At 37.0% G+C, this 19392-nt stretch carries 16 protein-coding genes; 10 read left to right on the forward strand and 6 right to left on the reverse strand.

The window, feature by feature from the left end:
- Nucleotides 1–64: 64 nt before the first annotated feature.
- The 3 genes from H6W53_RS03540 to H6W53_RS03550 all read right to left on the reverse strand — a co-directional run bounded on the left by H6W53_RS03540 (nt 65) and on the right by H6W53_RS03550 (nt 1743).
- Nucleotides 65–556: a hypothetical protein gene (locus tag H6W53_RS03540; protein WP_185204894.1), complete on the reverse strand. Its 492-nt coding sequence runs from the start codon at nt 554–556 to the stop codon at nt 65–67.
- Between the two features lie 95 nt (nt 557–651).
- A complete protein-coding gene (locus H6W53_RS03545; RefSeq protein WP_185204895.1) occupies nt 652–1110 on the reverse strand; it encodes a hypothetical protein in 459 nt (152 codons plus the stop codon).
- Nucleotides 1111–1137: 27 nt separating this feature from the next.
- Nucleotides 1138–1743 (reverse strand): hypothetical protein, encoded by a 606-nt coding sequence (locus tag H6W53_RS03550; protein WP_185204896.1) that lies wholly within the window; start codon nt 1741–1743, stop codon nt 1138–1140.
- 178 nt (nt 1744–1921) lie between these two features.
- Between H6W53_RS03550 and recR the strand changes: the two genes are divergently transcribed.
- The 5 genes from recR to H6W53_RS03575 are packed head-to-tail and all read left to right on the forward strand — an operon-like array spanning nt 1922 to nt 6699.
- Nucleotides 1922–2536: a recombination mediator RecR gene (gene recR / locus H6W53_RS03555; RefSeq protein ID WP_076395741.1), complete on the forward strand. Its 615-nt coding sequence runs from the start codon at nt 1922–1924 to the stop codon at nt 2534–2536.
- A 21-nt stretch (nt 2537–2557) separates the two neighbouring features.
- Complete coding sequence (locus H6W53_RS03560; protein WP_185204897.1) at nt 2558–3712, forward strand: hypothetical protein; 1155 nt, start codon at nt 2558–2560, stop codon at nt 3710–3712.
- Complete coding sequence (locus tag H6W53_RS03565; RefSeq protein WP_185204898.1) at nt 3713–4522, forward strand: glycosyltransferase family 2 protein; 810 nt, start codon at nt 3713–3715, stop codon at nt 4520–4522.
- Nucleotides 4523–4540: 18 nt separating this feature from the next.
- On the forward strand, nt 4541–5671 hold the full coding sequence (locus tag H6W53_RS03570; protein ID WP_076395747.1) for an NAD-dependent epimerase/dehydratase family protein: 1131 nt from the start codon (nt 4541–4543) through the stop codon (nt 5669–5671).
- Nucleotides 5668–6699, forward strand: coding sequence for a lipopolysaccharide biosynthesis protein (locus H6W53_RS03575; protein ID WP_185204899.1), 1032 nt, complete (start codon nt 5668–5670; stop codon nt 6697–6699). The genes H6W53_RS03570 and H6W53_RS03575 overlap by 4 nt, the downstream gene beginning before the upstream one ends.
- Before the next feature lie 77 nt (nt 6700–6776).
- Here the strand turns inward: H6W53_RS03575 and secG are convergent, their stop codons facing one another.
- The 3 genes from secG to H6W53_RS03590 form a co-directional block, all read right to left on the reverse strand.
- Nucleotides 6777–7124 carry a preprotein translocase subunit SecG gene (gene secG, locus H6W53_RS03580; protein ID WP_185204900.1) on the reverse strand — a complete coding sequence of 116 codons (348 nt, stop codon included), beginning with the start codon at nt 7122–7124 and terminating at the stop codon, nt 6777–6779.
- Nucleotides 7125–7256: 132 nt separating this feature from the next.
- The gene (locus H6W53_RS03585; protein WP_185204901.1) at nt 7257–9302 is read right to left on the reverse strand and encodes a M16 family metallopeptidase; all 2046 of its coding nucleotides are present in this window, start codon (nt 9300–9302) and stop codon (nt 7257–7259) included.
- A 49-nt stretch (nt 9303–9351) separates the two neighbouring features.
- The gene (locus H6W53_RS03590; protein ID WP_076395751.1) at nt 9352–10665 is read right to left on the reverse strand and encodes a M16 family metallopeptidase; all 1314 of its coding nucleotides are present in this window, start codon (nt 10663–10665) and stop codon (nt 9352–9354) included.
- A gap of 184 nt (nt 10666–10849) precedes the next feature.
- Between H6W53_RS03590 and H6W53_RS03595 the strand changes: the two genes are divergently transcribed.
- From H6W53_RS03595 to H6W53_RS03615, 5 genes are all read left to right on the forward strand, one after another.
- Nucleotides 10850–12703, forward strand: coding sequence for a PAS domain-containing sensor histidine kinase (locus H6W53_RS03595; protein ID WP_185204902.1), 1854 nt, complete (start codon nt 10850–10852; stop codon nt 12701–12703).
- Nucleotides 12704–12706: 3 nt separating this feature from the next.
- Nucleotides 12707–13069, forward strand: coding sequence for a response regulator transcription factor (locus H6W53_RS03600; protein WP_108410490.1), 363 nt, complete (start codon nt 12707–12709; stop codon nt 13067–13069).
- Between the two features lie 87 nt (nt 13070–13156).
- Nucleotides 13157–15490 carry an ATP-dependent helicase gene (locus H6W53_RS03605; protein ID WP_185204903.1) on the forward strand — a complete coding sequence of 778 codons (2334 nt, stop codon included), beginning with the start codon at nt 13157–13159 and terminating at the stop codon, nt 15488–15490.
- A gap of 134 nt (nt 15491–15624) precedes the next feature.
- Nucleotides 15625–18345, forward strand: a complete 2721-nt coding sequence (locus H6W53_RS03610) for a TonB-dependent receptor plug domain-containing protein (RefSeq protein ID WP_185204904.1) — start codon at nt 15625–15627, stop codon at nt 18343–18345.
- A 104-nt stretch (nt 18346–18449) separates the two neighbouring features.
- Nucleotides 18450–19268, forward strand: a complete 819-nt coding sequence (locus H6W53_RS03615) for an alpha/beta hydrolase (protein ID WP_185204905.1) — start codon at nt 18450–18452, stop codon at nt 19266–19268.
- Nucleotides 19269–19392: the final 124 nt, after the last annotated feature.

The following is a 19392-nucleotide window of genomic DNA, read 5'->3' on the forward strand; positions in this document are numbered from 1 at the left end:
TTACGAAATAAAAAATGCTTCCGATCATTCAGAAGCATTCTTTTTTATTGTTTTAAATGTATTTTCAGCATCCGCATTCTCCGTAAATAGGTAGGTTAACAACCGTTCCGTCCGGTTTTTCAATCGTAAGCGTACCTTCAAAAAGTAAAGCTTCTTCTCCTTTTATTTTTTTACCTTTTACCGAGATTTTATAGTCGTTGCTTTCAATTTCCTTGCTGAGTTCTTCGTCTACTTCCATATCGCTTGAAGAAATCAGATTCATGGCGAGTCTTTTTCCGTCCAGCTTCATATAGGCTGTTTTTCCGGCATCATCTGCATAAATGTACTTTTCGTTTTCAAAGTCTGATTTGCTTTTGGCAAAATAGCATGAACATTCCTTAATTTCTTTTGGAAAAGGAAATGGATCAACGGCAATACCTGTTTTCTGTGTATCTGTTGTTACAGAATCCTGAGCCACAGTTACAGAATCTTTTTTTGCCGGATCGGAAACTGTTTCTTTATCCTTTTTGCAGGCAACCAGAAGGAAAGCCGAAAAGAAAATGATTACATATTTCATCGTGTATTATTTAATTTAACCTAAAAATTTTCGAAACTTAAAGGTATGAAAAATTTAATTTATTGATTTTTCTGATAAAGTTTGACCGTTTAAAATCATTCATATCTCATTCTGAATTTATCAATTTTATTCAGAATGATGTTTGTCCAGTCTCCTTCATCCGGTGAAATGATGATGGTTTTAAATCCGAATTTTTTTCCTTCCATTTCAACTCCGGCAGAATCATCAATATGAATATCAATGCCAAATTCCGGAGGAAATTTAGAGATATTTTTACCTTTCTTTTTTACTTTTCTGTCGTGCAATTGCTGATTGATGATAAAATCAACCGGAATACTGTAAGATAGAAACATCAGCTTAATTTTTAAGGTACTCCTGTAAGAAGTCGTATAAATATAAATTGTATGTTTTCTGTTTCTTAATGCTTTAAACAATGCAACTGTTCCGGATCGAATCCTTTCGCATCCGATAATTTTAGCCCAAAAAGTCTCTTTTTCTAAAGGAAATCTATGGTTGGAAATAATGGTATCATCTAAATCAAAAGATATTTTCATAGATTGAAAACTGCGGAAATTCTGAGGCTATCCTCTCGCTCTTTCAAGCAGCGTCATCATAAGCAATGAAAGAATGACCAGGCTTTCTTCTTCGTCATCAATATCAACCAGTCTGTCCAATTGAAATCTTCTTCCGAAGAAAGACGGCATTTTTTTCAGTTTAAAATAAGCTTTTCCATCTATTCCGGCTACGGTGTAGGAAGGATTTAAGAAATATCCGGTAAACATTCCGATTACAGGGATTTCGCTCACCATTCCGTCCAGAAACTTTGTCCATGCGTTGTCTTCTGTGATGGTGAATTTCTCTTTATCATTGCTGTCCAGAATATTGTAAGTAGATTTCCAAAGAGAACGCATTCCTTTTCTTGCCAGTCTTCCAAAGCTTCTTCCGGTTGCAATTTCAGTTAAAGAATAAGAGGCATTAAAATCAAGCCATCGATCGGCTTTGATTCTGAAAAGTTCTTTAGACTTGCTTTCATCATTAAAAATGATAACGTCTTCTTTCAGTTTGAACATTTTCTGGCGCACATAAGCGACGTAATTTCCGTTTTTGTCTGTAATATTGAAATCACTTGCCAGTGTTGAAATTTTAAATTTAAAATCCAGTGGATAGTTTAAATTGTTAAGAACCATTGAGTTTTATTTTTTTAAGTTAATATTTGGATGATCAAATATAAGGTTTTTAATCTGAGCTTAGAAAACGGAACTGTGGAAATGGATGATTATTAAAAAGATTTAAAATTTATTTTTAGGCTCTTAACATAAAAACAACAGGTAGTAAACTGTCAACAATTATCATTATTTTTGTTCTATGGATTACCCGAGTAAAGTTTTAGCGAAAGCAGTGGATGAAATTGCCGGATTGCCCGGTATCGGAAGAAAAACGGCTTTGCGTCTGGCGTTACATTTACTGAAACAGCCCAATTCCAGAGCGACGAGCCTTGGAAATTCTCTCATTAACCTCGTAAACGAAATAAAATACTGCAAAGAATGTCATAATTTTTCAGATTTTGAAATTTGTGAGATTTGCAGCAACGAGAAGCGAAATGATGAGGTGATCTGTATTGTGGAAGATGTACGCGATGTAATTGCTATTGAAAATACGGGAAAATACACAGGGAAATATTTAATTCTTGGGGGTAAAATCTCTCCGATGGAAGGAGTAGGACCCAATCAGCTAAACATTCCGAGCATCGAAAAAAAACTGAATGACGGAAAAGTGAAGGAGTTTATTTTTGCTTTAAGCGCAACGATGGAAGGGGATACCACTGCTTATTATATCTATAAAAAATTTAAAAATTTTGAGGTAAACTTTTCCAGCATTGCAAGAGGAATTTCTGTAGGAGATGAACTGGAATACGCAGATGAAATTTCTCTGGGAAGATCGATTATGAACAGGCTGCCTTATAATGAAGGAAATTCTTAAAAATTAAAAGAAAAATACTTCATGGAAACTGCATTTTCAAATATCCCAATATCAGAAAAACTGAAAACCTACAGTTTGGTCTGTATTTATCTTGCTGTAAATTCTCTTTTTATCATTAAATACGGAGAACAGTATAACATCCCGCTTTTGGCAGGATATCTTGTTGTATTTTTAGGATTGGGTTTCTTTTATCTGAAAATTCGTGTGAAGGAATTTTTTTATAAAACGGCTTTTTTCCTGGGAATATTTTTCTTCTTTCTCATCAGTATTTATCTGAATTATAAAGTAGATGGCAATACGCTGAATGTTGATCGCTGGTCGGCAATGGAAATCGGGATAAAGGCTGTTTTCAACGGACAGTATCCTTACAACATTCCGGATCATATGGAAAGGGAATCTTCCAATCTGCCGGTTCTTATTATTTTTGGGATGCCTTTTTACCTGCTTTTCGGAAGTGTAGGCTATCTGCAGTCTTTTTCTTTCCTGCTTTTTGCTTATTTAATTTTTAAAATTTTTTCGGATTACAGGCAGAGACTGGCTGTATTAATATTGCTTTTCCTTTCGCCAAGTTATCTGTGGGAAATATATGTTAAAAGTGATTTGTTTTCCAATTTTATCATCATTGTAGGATCGGTTTATTTAATTTGGGAAAAATTTATCAAAGAGAAAAAGATAAATTCTGCGGTTGTATCGTTTTTATCTGCTTTAATTTTACTCACGAGGCTTTCCGTAGTTATTCCGCTGACTATTTTATTGTTTAAAAAGTTTGTTGAATTTTCAATAAAAGAAAAACTGCGCTTTACGGCTGTTTTTTTAGTTACAGTGATTGCGGTCTGTTATATTTTCTTTCAAAACGCACCAGATTTTGATGTTTTTTTGAAGCATAATCCTTTTGCTATTCAGGGAGCAAAACAACCTTTGATATTAAGTATTTCTTATATTGTTGCAGGCTGTATACTTTCATTTAAAGTAAAATCTTTTTATGAAACCCTGCTTTGGTCAGGAGTTTTACTGTTTATCTGTGTTTTTGTCCCGTTTGCGATGTTTTTCGCAGAATATGGCTATGAAAATATGATCGTTAATTCATATTTTGATATCAGTTTTTTCAATATGTCGATGCCGTTTGTAATGACCGCTTTAATTTTGGGCATTTTTAAAAATAATATAAAAGTATAGATGGTTTCCGTAATTATTCCTATGTATAATGCTGCACAATCCATTGTTTCTGCTTTGGATTCTGTGAAAAATCAGACTTTTCCACTGGAGAAATTTGAAATTATCATCGTGAATGACGGTTCCACAGACGAGAGTGCTTCTAAGGTTACAGCTTACATTAAAGATCATTCTCAGCTTAATATAACTTTATTACATCAAAAAAACGGTGGGGTTTCGAGTGCAAGAAATACAGGTTTAAGAATCGCAAAAGGAGACTATATTGCTTTGCTGGATGCCGATGACGAATGGGATTCTACGAAAACGGAAAAACAGATACAGTATTTTGAAAATAGTCATCTGAAAATAGATTTTCTTGCCACGGCGAGAAATAACAATAAAATTCTTTTTCCGTACCGTATAAAAAATGGTCTTGCGGAAATTACCTTTAAAAAGCTTTTGATAAGAAATGAAGCACAGCCTTCTACGGTAATGTTCCGAAGAAAAGTTCTTGAAAATACAGGATATTTTGATGCAGACCAACGATACGCGGAAGATGTAAACTACTGGATGAAGGTTTCCCTGAAAAATAAAATGTACATTCTGAATGAAAGTCTGGTTCTGGTAGGCAAAGGAAAAAGAAGTTTCGGGGTTTCGGGTTTGTCTGCAAATCTTCCTGAAATGGCAAAAGGTTTTAAAAAGAATCTGAAGGAAATGTATGATTTAAAAGAAATAAACGTTATTCAATATACCACATTTAAGCTTTTTTATAAAGCAAAATATTTACTTTTGCTCCTTCGGACTTTTTATTATAATTTAAACAGAACAAAATAAACATTTCACAAGTATCAAATGAAAATACTCATCACAGGAGGAGCCGGATTTATTGGGAGTAAGTTGTCTTTAGAACTTAAGAAGAAGGGGTATGAAGTTACGGTTCTGGATAATCTTTCTTCTCAGATTCACGGAGAAAATCCTGATGAGGATTCGCCTTTGTACAGAAATATTTTAGGGAATGTAAATTTCATTAAAGGAGATGTTGCTCATTTTGAAGACTGGGAAAAAGCGATTGAAGGGCAGGATGTTATCGTTCACTTTGCGGCAGAAACCGGTACCGGACAATCCATGTACCAGATCGAGAAATATACGGATGTGAATGTTTCCGGAACGGCAAAAATGCTGGATATTCTCGTAAATAAACCCCATCAGGTAAAAAAAGTGATTATTGCTTCTTCCAGAGCGGTTTATGGAGAAGGAAAATATCTTCATCCCGAATTGGGACTGATTTATCCCAGACCCAGAAACGTAGAAGAGATGCGAAAAGGAAATTTCGAAATTATTTATCCCGATGGACAAATTCTTCGTGCTTTGCCAACGGATGAAGAGTCTAAAATACATCCGACTTCCATCTACGGAATTACAAAATATACACAGGAACAGATGGTAATGACTGCCTGTTCTTCCATGGGAGTTGCTCCGGTTGCGCTGAGGTTTCAGAATGTTTACGGAGAAGGACAGTCGCTTTTAAATCCTTACACAGGAATTTTATCTATTTTTTCGTCCCAGATTCTTAACGGAAACGATATTAATGTTTTTGAAGACGGAAACGAATCCAGAGATTTCATTCATGTGGATGATGCCGTGGAAGCAACAATTCGTTGTATTGAAAATGATGCGGCGAACGGCGAAGTTTTCAACGTGGGAACTGGGGTTTCTACCGCAGTAACTACGGTAGCGGAAAATTTCAGAAAATTTTACAATGTCGATTTTGAAATTAATGTTTCCGGGCAGTTTCGTCTGGGAGACATCAGACATAATTTTGCAGACATCAGTAAGATTAAATCAAAATTAAATTTTCAGCCGAAAATATCTTTTGAGGAAGGGATGTCTAAATTTACCCATTGGGTTCTGCAACAGAATATTCAGGATGTAAAGTTCAAAGAATCTCTGGAAGAAATGAAAGTAAAAGGGCTTTTAAAATGATCAGTTTAAAAGACAAAAAAATACTTTTTCTGTCAGTCAGTTTTTTTAAATATGAAAGAGCCATAGCAAAAAGACTTTCTGAACTGGGTGCTGAAGTGGATTTTTATGATGAAAGACCTTCCAATTCCAATTTTTCGAAGGGCATTATCCGTCTTAATAAAAGATTCTACCATCTTAAAATAAACAATTATTATAACCGGATTCTTGAAGAAATTAAAGACAAAGAATACGATTATTTTTTCCTGATAAAAGGAGAGGCCATTCCTGTTTTTTTTCTTGAAAAAATAAAGAATGATAATCCCGGAATGGAAATGATTTACTATAATTTTGATCCATTGACGGAATATCCCAATCTGATTGAAAATCTTAAATATTTCGACAAAAAGTTTACGTTTGAATACAATGATTCGGTAAAATATAACATAAGTTTCAGACCTTTGTTTTATGTGGATGAATATAAAAGTTTACAACAGTATTCTCAGAAACCGGAATATGACATTGTTTTTATCGGAAGCGCTCATACGGATCGGTATATTGTAGGAGAAAAGATCAGGGTAATTGCAGATCGGCTGAATCTGAAATCTTACTTTTATTACTATGCAATGGGAAGAATCGCATTCCGACTGAAAAAGATGATTGATAAAAACCTGAAGCAGTTTGATATTACAAAAGTAAGTTTTGATAAACTGAATCATCATCAGATCATCGATTTTTACAAAAAAACAAAATCTGTGATGGATATTAATAAACCTTTCCAGAATGGCTTAACCATAAGAACCTTTGAGGTATTGGCTTCGGGAAGAAAATTAATTACCACCAATTCGGATATCAGGAATTATCCTTTTTACTGTCCTGAAAATATTTTAATTGTCGACAGAGAAAATATTCAGCTCAATCCTGAATTTTTTGCAACCGATTGTAAAGAAATAGATCAGGAAATTTTATATAAGATGTCTTTGGATTCTTTTATAGATTGCCTTTTTGGGGAAGATCAGAATGATTACTGGAATTCTTTCAGATCTAATTAAACTTAAATCAGTTTATCATAAAAACAAAAAAGCAACTCGATCGAGTTGCTTTTTATATATGTAAAAATAAAATTTACTTACTTCGTTGGTGCAGGAGTCCGAACCGGAGTTGTTGCTGAAGCAGGAGCAGAAGACTGCTTAGCCGGAGCTTCTTTTTTTGCAGGCGTCTGAACCGGAGCTGTTGCTGAAGGTTTACCGGTAATTACAACGCTTAAAAGAATAAGAACGATAATTGTTCCTCCTAAAGTCCATGTTGCTTTCTCCATAAAGTCGTTGGTTCTCTGCACTCCAAACTGAGCAGAAGATGCTCCTCCGAAAGTACTGGAAAGACCTCCTCCTTTAGGATTTTGAGCCATAACGATGATAACCAATAAAATACTGGCGATCATAATAAGAACCATCAATAGTATAAATATAGAATCCATTAATTTGATATCTTTTTGAATGGGCAAATTTAATCTTTTTTTACCGAATGACAAAGAAAGATATTATAAATGTTAAGAAAAATAAAAAACGGCAACAATTGTTGCCGTTTCTACTGTAAGAACAGAAGGTTTTTATTTAAAATCAGAATCTTTCGCCTGATTCACTTCGTAAGATTTTACGTTCATTGTCATATCCATTCCCATTTGGCTTACGGTAATGGTATAAGGCATTTTCACACCTGCAACATCTTTGTAATCTGAGTATGTTGTAGGAACAGTCATGGTTTGTCCCATCGCTTTTACTGTTTTTGTTTCTCCGGTTTTAAGACCTGTTTTTACACTGTAATAATAAGTGTTATCACCATTTTTTACAGCATAAGAATCTTCACCGCCGATTTTTTCAATTCCTGCAAGTTTGTAGTCAGCAGATTTTGCAAAACCAAGCTCCGGGAAAAGTTCAGTATTTTTAAGCTTTTCAGCAATTTGCTCAGGCTTCATTTCCACTTTTTTACCCATTTGCTCAGAGTATCCTGTCTTTCCGTCGAATACCTGTTTCTGAAGAGTCTGTCCCATACCTGTAACCATAGTAAGATCTTTTCCACCTTTCGCTTTCATCATTTTCAGATCGATATTCTGTCCCTGCATAGACATGGAAGCATTTACCGTGTAAGAAGAAACTTTATCGATGTTTGCTTTTCCTCCGATAGCATTAATGTATTTATCTGCAATAGAAGCAACAGTAACTCCGGCATCCACTTTCTGTGTTGTTGGTTTTGCCACAGGATTGGCTTCTTTATCAAAATATTTTACCGGATATCCTAATTTTTCCAGACCTTCAGAAATATCTGCTGCTTTTCCGGCAATGAAAATTCTGCTCTGGTTAGGAAGGATGGTAGATTTTACAGCATTAGAAACATCGGCAGCCGTTACTTTATCAATAGATTTCAGATAATTGGTATAAAAATCATCAGGAAGATCCTGTACTTTCTGGTTTAAAGCAAATCTCGCAATAGTTGCAGGCTGCTCCAGAGACATGATGAAAGAACCTTTCAGTTTAGCTTTTGCATTTGCAAGTTCTTCAGGCTTTACGGTAGAAATCGCGTTAAGTTCATTCATAAATTCCTTTACCGCTTTATCCGTAACTTCATTTCTTACACTTGCACTTGCCGAGAACTGCGGAGAATATTTGCTTGCGCTAAGATTAGAGTAAGCGCCATATGTAAATCCGTTTTTCTCACGAAGGTTCATGAAAAGTCTTGCTTCACCACCACCACCAAGAATGTAATTGGCAATCGTTGCAGGGAAGTAGTTCGGATCTTTCATTTTCAGCGTGTTCAGGTTGTTTAAAGAAACCACAGATTGTACCGCAGAAGGAACATCTACAACATTAATTTCCGTTTTAGCAACATTAGAAGCCGGTTCTAAAGGAGAAACCGGAGTATTTGCTTTTTTCCATCCACTGAACGCTTTTTCAACCATAGGTTTTATCTGATCAAATTTTACGTCTCCAACAATTACCAGATAAGCATTGTCCGGAGCGTAATATTTTTTGTACGTATTCTGTACATCTGCCAATTGAATTTTGTTGATAGATTCTACCGTTTCAAATTCTCCTCTCGATGTATTTTTACCATACATTAAAGCGTTAGAAACCTTTGAAGCAATAGAAGAAGCATTTTTCTCTTCAGATTTTAAACCTTCAATTGCTCTATCTTTAGAATTCTGGATCTCTTCAGCAGAAAATTTAGGATTGATGATCGCATCTGCCATCAGGTTAAGAACCTGAGGAAAATATTTTGAAAGTGAATTTGCCGCAGCTCCGTTAGAAGAAAAGTTTAAGTTCGCTCCAAGATAATCCACCTTTTTGTTGAATTCATCCTTGCTCATGTTAGTGGTTCCGTTTTCGAACTGTTCCGCCATGATTTCGCTTACGCCTGCTACACTACCTTCATAATAAGGTGCTCTGTCCATGCTAAGACTTGCGCTTACTCTCGGAAGTTTATTGTTTTCCACTACCATTACCGTAAGTCCGTTGCTTAGCTGGAAAGTTTTTGGCTTTGCAATGTTAATGGCCGGAGTGGGTCCCGGTTTTGGCATGGCATTAAGATCTATCTTTTGTGCTGAAACCATTCCTGCGAAGAAAAATGCTGCAGCTATATATGTTAATTGCTTTTTCATTTGTAAAAATTTAATTTTTAATAATCATTTTAACCTAATTACTGGTAGATTACTTCTTCTCAGGTACGTAATTGATGATTATTCTTTGGTTGGAATTAAGATACTTTTTAGCTGCATTCTGAAGATCCTGTCTTGTGATGCTTCTGTAGATATCAATTTCTTTGTTAATCAGGTTTGTATTGCCCATCAAAACGTGGTTGGTTGCCAGTGAAGCAGCAATCCCCTGAATATTGGAATTAGAATTTACAAACTGGTTTTCAAACTGGTTCTGAAGCTTTTGATAATCTTCCTCAGAAATTAAAGTCGTCTGCAGTTTTTTGATCTCTGCATCGATGTCTGCCTGCAAAGTAGCCTTTGTGGTTTGTCCCATCGGGATCGCAAAGAATGCAAAAATACCGTAGTCCTCAAGACCTTGGTTGAAAGCCTGAACCTGAAGTGCTTTTTTATCCTGATCTACTAATTTTTTGTATAAAACAGAAGATTTTCCGCTGCTTAAATAAGAAGAAAGCATATCTAAGATATAAGCATCTTTCTCCTTGTTACCCGGCGTTCTGTACGCAAATACATAAGCAGGAAGCTGAATATTAGGATCTGTAGCCGTTACTTCTTTTTCCTGAGTGATAGGAGCGTCTTTCGGGAAATCTTTCGGGTAAACTGTTCCTTTCGGAATTCCTCCGTAATACTCCTTAATCCATTTTTTAGTCTGTTCCGGCTTAATGTCTCCTGCCACTACCAAAGTAGCGTTGTTCGGAACATAATATTTCTTATAAAATGCCTGAAACTCTTCTAATTTCGCAGCATTAAGATCCTCCATAGAACCGATTGTAGGCCAGTTGTATGGGTGATTGGTGAATAGATTTTTCTGTACTGTTGTGAAAAGATTTCCATAAGGCTGGTTATCCATTCTCAATCTTTTTTCTTCTTTTACAACCTCTCTTTGAGTGTCTACACCCACCTGATTAATCACCGCATGACGCATTCTTTCAGCCTCCATCCAAAGACCCAACTGCTCGTTGTTTGATGGGAAAGTTTCGTAATAATACGTTCTGTCGTTCGTTGTGTTAGCGTTGTTTTGTCCCCCGTTTGAAGAAACTATTTTGAACCAGTCACCTCTTTTGATGTTGGGTGTTCCTTCAAATAAAAGATGCTCGAAGAAGTGTGCAAAACCTGTTCTTCCTTTTACCTCGTCTTTAGCACCTACGTGATACATTACCCCTGTTGTTACAACCGGAGCCGAGTTGTCCTGATGAAGAATTACGTGAAGACCATTTGGTAAGTCATACTCTTCGAATTTAATTTGTTGTGCATTAAGAGCCATTCCGAAGAAAGCCGCTGCAGCAACAGAAAGAAGTCGCTTTTTCATAAAGTAGAAATTGTTTTGTCAATTAGTTCCAAAAATACATTAATTGTTACATTATAATCAAAATAAAATTAGCTTTAAAAGCACTTCTTTGAAATAAAATTTTATTATGTTAAAAAGTGGTATCATATTTTCAGTGAAAGTTTAGAATAAAAATTAATTTTGTAAAACAGAAACCATTATTGTAATGAAAAACTTTTTAGACCAGAATATCTCTCATGAGTCGCTTAAAATATTATTCAGTCAGGCTCCGGTAGCGATGTCTTTGCTTATGGGGGAAGATTTTATCATCAGTAATGCCAATCAGCAGATTCTTGAACTCTGGGGAAAAGATGCATCCGTTATAGGAAAAAAACTCGAGGAAGTACTTCCTGAAATAAGACCACAGGGAATTTTCGAAATATTAGACAATGTTTACAGGACAGGAGAAGTTTTTAAAGGTAATAAATGGTCGGTTTTTTTAGAGAAATTCGGAAATTACGAAGAACACTTTTTTAATTTCATTTATGCACCTGTGTATAATGAAGATCACAAAATTACCGGAGTAAGTGTTGTAGCCACAGAAGTTACCGAGCACGTTATTTCCGAGCAGAAACTTTTAGAAAGTGAGTACCGTTTTGAAGACCTCATCAGACAATCGGATTATTCCACCGCTATTTATCATTCAGAAGATTTATACATAGAACTTGCCAACGACAGGATGCTGAAAACCTGGGGAAAAGATGCCTCCGTAATAGGAATGAAGCTCGAAGAAGCACTTCCCGAACTGGAAGGACAGCCATTTATCGGCTTATTAAAAGAAATTTTTAAAACAGGAAAAACCTATTCTGCAACAGAAGACCCTGCAGATCTTGTAGTAGACGGCAAACTTCAGACTTTTTATTACAACTTTTCTTATAAACCGCTTAAAAACTCCAATGGGGAAGTTTATGCGATCCTTAATATGGCAGTAGATGTTACCGATATTGTAAAAGCCAGAAAAGAAGTACAGGAAAGTGAAAAAAAATACAGAGATCTTGCGGACTCTATGCCTCAGTTTGTCTGGACCTGCGATAAGCATGGCAAAATAACTTATATGAACGACAATTGGTACAAATACATGAAGTTCAAAAAAGAAGCAGATGCCAATGAAGCCATTAAAAATATCATAAGACCTGAAGTTTATCCTGATATTTTAAAAATCTGGGAAGAAAGTGTAAAAACAGGGAAACCTTTTGAAGTAGAATATGAATTTTCGGATCCCGATGACCCGGAAGTTTACCGCTGGTTTCTGGGAAGAGCGGTTCCCAATCTTAATCCCGACGGAGAAATACATCAGTGGATCGGAACTTTTACCGATATAGATGATTTTAAACAACTGCAGAACCAAAAAGATAACTTTCTGGGCATAGCCAGTCATGAACTTAAAACTCCACTTACCAGTTTAAAACTCTACACCCAGTTTATTGAAATGAACCTTAATAAAAAAGGCGATTATAAAAATGCAGAGGTGGCAAAAAGAATGAACGACCAGATTGATAAACTGACGGAGCTTGTAAATGATCTTCTGGATGTAACCAAAATTCAGAAAGGACAGATCCAGCTTAATGAATCTGATTTTGATTTTGATCAGCTTGTGGAAGATATTGTTGTAGAACAGCAGATGACGGCAAGACACAAAATTATCTTCAAGAAAGGCGAGATCGGGAAAGTAACCGCAGACAGGCACCGTATTTCTCAGGTGATGAGCAACCTCATCAGCAATGCCATTAAATATTCTCCTGATGCAGATGAAGTGATTGTTTCTACTCAGGTGAAAGATAATATGATAAAATTCAGTGTGAAAGATTTCGGGATCGGAATTCCCGAAGACAAACAGCATAAAGTTTTTGAGCAATATTACCGGGTAAGCGGAACAAAAGAACATACCTTTCCGGGTTTAGGATTAGGACTTTACATCTCCTCGGAGATCATCAAAAGAACCGGAGGAAAAATTTATGTTCACTCCGTAGAAGGAAAGGGGTCTGATTTTTGCTTCGAAATACCTAAAATTAAAATATAAAACATGTCTACACAAATTTTAGTCTTGGATGATAGTCCTGCAATTGTTGATTCTATTGAGATGATGATGGAGCTTGAAGGACTTACTGTTGCCAAGTTCTATAAAGGATCGGATATGCTCGATGCACTGAATACACAGCCTAAACCGGATGTTATCCTAATGGATATGTGGCTTTCCGGAGAAGATGGAAGAGATATATGCAGAACCATAAGAGCCGATGAAAATTTAAAAGATATTCCGGTGCTTATTATGTCCGCAAGCCGAGGACTGGAGCAGTCTGCTCTTGATGCAGGAGCCAACGATTTTATCGCAAAACCTTTCGATATGGGAGATATGATTTCCCGCGTGAGAACGTATATTAAATAAAAACAGATTTTCTTGAAACATCAAAATCCAAAATTTGAATTCTCCATATAATACACTAATTTTGTGTTCCCAAAAATTTTTTGCAGCATGGAGGATTATCTGAAAGGACTTAATGAATCACAATACGAAGCCGTTACCACATTACAGGGACCATTAATGGTTCTTGCAGGAGCGGGTTCCGGAAAAACGCGTGTACTTACCATGCGTATTGCCCATCTCATTACCAACGGAATCGATCCTTTTAATATTTTGGCGCTTACCTTTACCAATAAGGCAGCAAAAGAAATGAAAGAACGTATTGCAAAAGTAGTGGGACAGAGCAATGCAAGAAGTCTCTGGATGGGAACTTTCCACTCCGTGTTTGCAAGAATTCTGAGAAATGAGGCGCATTATCTCGGCTATCCTTCCAATTTTACCATTTACGATCAACAGGACGCGCTGAATGTCATCAAAAAAGTGTTGAAAGACATGAATATTGATGCCGATCTGTATAAACCCAAAAAAGTTCAGGCAAGAATTTCGACCTATAAAAACAACCTCATCACCGTAAAAGCTTATTTCAACAATCCTGAATTGATGGAAGCCGATGAAAAAGCCAATATGAAATTTATCGGGCAGATTTACCAGCGGTATGTAGAGCAGTGCTTCAAAAACGGATCGATGGATTTTGACGATTTGCTGTTAAAAACCAACGAATTATTAACCCGTTTCCCTGAAGTGTTAGCAAAATATCAGGACAGATTCAGATACATTCTTGTGGATGAGTATCAGGATACGAACCATTCTCAGTATCTTATCGTTAAAGCTTTAGCCTCAAAATTTGAAAATATTTGTGTCGTGGGAGACGATGCACAGTCGATCTATTCCTTCCGTGGCGCGAACATCTACAATATTTTGAACTTTAAAAAAGACTATCCGGATGCAATGACGGTTGCTTTGGAGCAGAATTACCGTTCTACCCAGAACATTGTGAACGCAGCAAATGTAGTGATCGCGAAAAACCTTCAGCAGTTCAAGAAAAATGTTTTCAGCGAAAATGAAGAAGGCGAAAAGATCAAAGTATACCGTTCTCTTTCCGATGCCGATGAAGCGAATTTCGTAGCCGGAAACATCTGGGAAACCAGAAACCGTGAGCAGAGAAAATACAGCGATTTTGCCATTTTATACAGAACCAACTCTCAGACGCGTGCTTTTGAAGATGCGCTGAGAAGAAAAAATATTCCTTACAAAGTCTACGGAGGTCTCTCTTTCTACCAGAGAAAAGAAGTAAAAGATCTCATCGCTTATCTGAGACTTTTAGTCAATGAAAACGATTCTGAAGCGTTGATGAGAATCATTAACTATCCGGCAAGAGGAATTGGAGAAACCACCCAGAATAAGCTGACTGTTTTTGCAGATGCTCAAAATATTTCCATTTCACAGGTTCTCCATAATTTACCGATGTATGCGCCACATTTAGGCTTAAACAACGGAGTTTTAAACAAACTGAACGACTTCTGGTCGATGATCAAAGCATTTCAGGTACTGCTGAAAACGGAAACTGCGTACAGCGTTGCGATGGAAGTGGCGAAACGAAGCGGACTGATTAAATTTTTAAAAGACGATCAGACTCCCGAAGGAATTTCCCGTGTAGAAAACGTTCAGGAATTAATGAACTCGATGCAGGGATTCATTGAAGAGCAGATGCAGCTGGAAGACGGAGATCCGAGCTTACCGAATTTCCTTGAAAACATTGCCCTTTCTGCCGATACGCAGGATAAAAACAATGAAGAGGATATGGTTTCGCTAATGACGATCCACCTTTCAAAAGGTCTTGAATTTCCGGTTGTACATTTGGTAGGGCTTGAGGAAAACCTTTTCCCGAGCTTTATGAGTTCTTCCACAAGAGAAGATCTGGAAGAAGAAAGACGTCTCTTCTATGTTGCTTTAACGAGAGCCGAAAAGCAGGTGTTTTTCTCTTATGCCGTTTCGCGTTTCCAGTGGGGGAAAATTACCGATGCGGAACCTTCAAGATTTTTAAGTGAAATAGATGAAGAATATATTGAGTTTGTAAATCCTGCTATTGAAAAACGTTTTATCAACAATTCCGGCATCAAATCCAATATTTTTGATGAACATCCTTCCGAAATGAGAAGTTTCAAAAAAGTGGAAAAGAAAACCATCGAAAGAAGCGACAGCTCAAAACCGATTGCAGAACCACGCAAACTGAAACCTGTAAATACAGCAAAAATCATCAATCCGAGCGGAGCTTCTTCTCAGGATATTGAAGTGGGCGATAAAGTAAGACACGACCGTTTCGGAATCGGAGAAGTGACTTTCCTCGACGGAACAGATCCTCAGAATATCAAAGCCAAAGTAGTCTTCCAGCATGAAGGCGAGAAAAATCTTATCCTGAAATACGCGAAACTAACAAAGATTTAAAAATTCATTTCAACTTTAAAAAATAGAAGATGACAATATTCATTTTCTGAATTCTTTTAGTCTATTAATTTTGTGGACTAATAAATATAATTTACATTTGCACTTTTAAAACATGAATTTAAAGTGAGTAATGTATGAAGAATAAAAAAACTATTTTTTCGGCATCGGTATTATTTTTCCTGGGAACATTTGCGTACGCACAGGAAAAAGATACAGTAAAAACAAACAACTTAGAGGAAGTTGTTATTTTGGGATCAAGAGGCGGAGCAAGGTCTAAAGTAGAGAGTCCGGTTCCGGTGGACGTTTTCAATATCAAAGAATCTTCGGTTATTTTACCGCAAACCAACGTTGCACAAATCCTTAATTTCATTGCACCGTCGTTTACATCAACCATACAAACCAATGCAGACGGAACAGATCATTTGGATCCTGCACAGCTCAGAGGGTTGGGTCCCGATCAGGTTTTGGTTCTTGTGAATGGAAAAAGAAGACACACTTCGGCGTTAGTCAATGTTAACGGATCTCCCGGAAGAGGAACAGTAGGAACCGATCTTAATGCCATTCCGTCTTTTGCCATCAGTAAAATTGAAGTTTTAAGAGACGGTGCTTCTGCGCAGTACGGTTCGGACGCTATTGCCGGAGTCATCAATTTAGGACTGAAAAGAGATACCGGAAAACTGACGGGACAACTAAGCTATGGCGGAAATCTTACCCCGACAGCCAACGATCATACAGGAGATTTTGACGGACAGAATATTCAGGTGGATCTTAACTACGGAAATAAAATCGGGAAGAAAGGCGGATTTTACAACATTACATGGACATCCCAGTTCAGAAATCCTACCTACAGAGCGGGAACAGAAAGCGGAAACATTTTCAATGCTTACAACGCGATCGAGCAGCGTGCTTTAAACAACGGCGTGAATCTTTCATCCCTTTTCACGAATATTAACAATACTCCGAATTCCCAACAGATCATCAATTATATTCATCAGTATGCGCAGGAAGTCAATTATTTTTCTCCGACGTTACAGAACCAGATTCAGTCGGCGAATACAATTTCCGCATTACAGGGAATTTTAAATACGAATGTGACGGATCAGGAACTGGCTTACAGAGGTTTGTCCAGAAAAGATTTCAATATGCAGGTGGGACAGTCTAAACTGAATAATCATCAGCTTTTTGCTAATGTAGAAGTTCCGCTGAACGACAACTGGAAAGTTTATACTTTTGGCGGATACAGTTTCAGACACGGAACTTCGGGAGGATTTTTCAGAAGACCTAACCAAAGCAGAACATTTACAGGATTGTATCCCAATGGTTATCTGCCGCAGATCGGAACAGATATTCAGGATCTTTCGCTTTCCGCAGGAATTAAAGGAGACTGGAAAGGCTGGAATATCGATTTCAGCAATACTTTCGGGCAGAATTCTTTCAGTTATGATATTAAAAATACCGGAAATACTTCTTTAAGATTTAATTCTCCGAATGAATTTGATGCAGGAGGTTTAAGATTTTCCCAAAATACCATCAATTTAGATTTTTCAAAAAAATATGATGTCTGGAGCGGAATCAATGTTGCCTTTGGAGCAGAACACCGTTACGAAAATTTTAAAATAACAGCAGGAGAAGAAGCTTCTTACGCTACGTATGATGTTTCCGGAAATCTATGGACCGGAAATACAGTTCGTCCGACCGACTTTTTCGGTGCTTCACTTCCGGGAGGCTCTCAGGTTTTCAGTGGATTTAAACCCGCAAATGCAGTGAATAAAAACCGACAGGCAATTGCAGGATATGCAGATGTTGAATTCAATTTTACCAACTGGTTATTGGCAGATGCAGCCGTGAGATATGAAAATTATTCAGATTTCGGTTCTACATTCAATTATAAACTGGCTTCAAGAATCAAAGTAAATAAAGACCTTAATTTCAGGTTTGCAGGTTCTACAGGATTCAGAGCGCCTTCCATTCATCAGATTTATTATAATGTAACATCAACTTTGTTTACAAACGGACAGCTTCTGGAAGTGGGAACATTCAGCAACGATTCAAAAGTTGCCAATTCATTGGAAATACCAAGTCTGAAACAGGAAACTTCAAAATCTGCAAGTGTAGGATTTACGTATAAAATTCCTTCGGCAAAACTTACGCTTACCGCAGACGGATATTTCATCAGAATTGATAACAGAATTCTGCTTACCGGTCAGTTTGCAAGATCTGCCGTTTCTCCGGCAACGCAGTTGATTTACGATGCCGAAAGAGTAAATGCCGTACAGCTTTTTACCAACGCCATAGATACGGAAACCAGAGGATTGGATATTGTCCTTGCGCATAATGCAAAATTCTCCAACATCAAACTGGATAATAATTTTGCAGTCAATCTTAACCAAACCAGAAAAGTCGGAGCCATCCATTCATCCGGATTATTACAGTCTTCAAATCTGGAAAATGTTTATTTTTCCGAGGCATCGAGAGTGTATCTGGAAGAAGCAGTTCCCAGAGTAAAAGCCAGCTTATCCAATCAGCTTACGTGGGGAAATGCCATTTTCTATCTTAGAAATACTTACTTCGGAAAGGTAACGAGTCCCGATATTATTGATGCAAACGGAGACGGCATCATTTCTCCGAATGAACATCAGGAAATAACAGATAAAATCATTACCGATGTTTCTCTGGCTTATCAGTTTACCAAAAATATAGGACTTACCGTTGGGGTCAATAATCTTTTTGATATTTACCCAACGAAAAACCTTCCTGCTTCTTCCAATAACGATCAGTTTATTTACTCAAGATCAACTTCACAGTTTGGGCAGAACGGAAGATTTGTATTTTCAAGACTTAACTTTAATTTTTAAGTAATTTTTTTAATTCTCAATCTTAAATGAATCCGGTTTTTCCGGGTTCATTTTTTATTTGGGTAAAAAGACAATTTGTATCTTTAAACCATAAAAGTTATACAATGAAAAGGATTCTGCTATTTTTACTTCTTACCCTGTTTTCCACACCGCTTTTTTCTCAGGAATACCTCACCGAAAATAATATCCATTATTATGATGAAAAAACCAGTAAATCTGATGCTTACATCAATGAAAGATGCGTGCTGGATATTTATATTCCGAAAAATGTGAAAAATTTTCCTACGGTGATCTGGTTTCACGGCGGAGGTTTAACCGGAGGTGAAAAGGAAATTCCGGAAGGACTGAAAAATAAAGGAATCGCCGTGATTGGAGTTAATTACAGACTCTCTCCGAAAGTTAATGCTCCGAAATACATTGAAGATGCAGCCGCAGCAACAGCTTGGGTTTTTAAGAATATTAAAAATTATGGAGGAAGTGAAGATCTTGTCTTTATTTCTGGACATTCTGCGGGAGGTTATCTTGCCATTATGGTAGGTTTAAACAAAATGTACCTGAACAAATATGGAATTGATGCCAATAAACTTGCCGGAATTATCCCTTTCAGCGGACAGATGATCTCGCATTTTACCACAAGAAAAGAAAAAGGAATTGATGAACTGGATGCCAGAATTGACGAATATGCACCGCTACATTTCATCAGAGCAGACGCACCGCCATTGTTATTAATTACCGGAGACCGCCAGAAAGAACTGCTCGGAAGATATGAAGAAAATGCTTATATGGCGCGAATGATGAAGCTGAAAGGTCATAAAGAAACTACTTTATACGAACTTCAGGGTTTTGATCACGGCGGAATGGCGCAACCCGCTTTTCCTTTGCTTATCAACGAAATGAAAAGAGTGGAAAAGGGCGGGAGATAGGATGGAGGAAGGAAGATGGAAGATGGAAGTATGATGAGGTAGGCTAAAGCGGGAAGCGGGAAGAGGGAAGAGGGAAGAGGGAAGAGGGAAGAGGGAAGATTTGATGCTAATAAATGTGCATACA

It is taken from the genome of Chryseobacterium sp. C3 (assembly GCF_014218905.1).
In the GTDB taxonomy this organism is placed as follows: Bacteria; Bacteroidota; Bacteroidia; order Flavobacteriales; family Weeksellaceae; genus Chryseobacterium; species Chryseobacterium mucoviscidosis.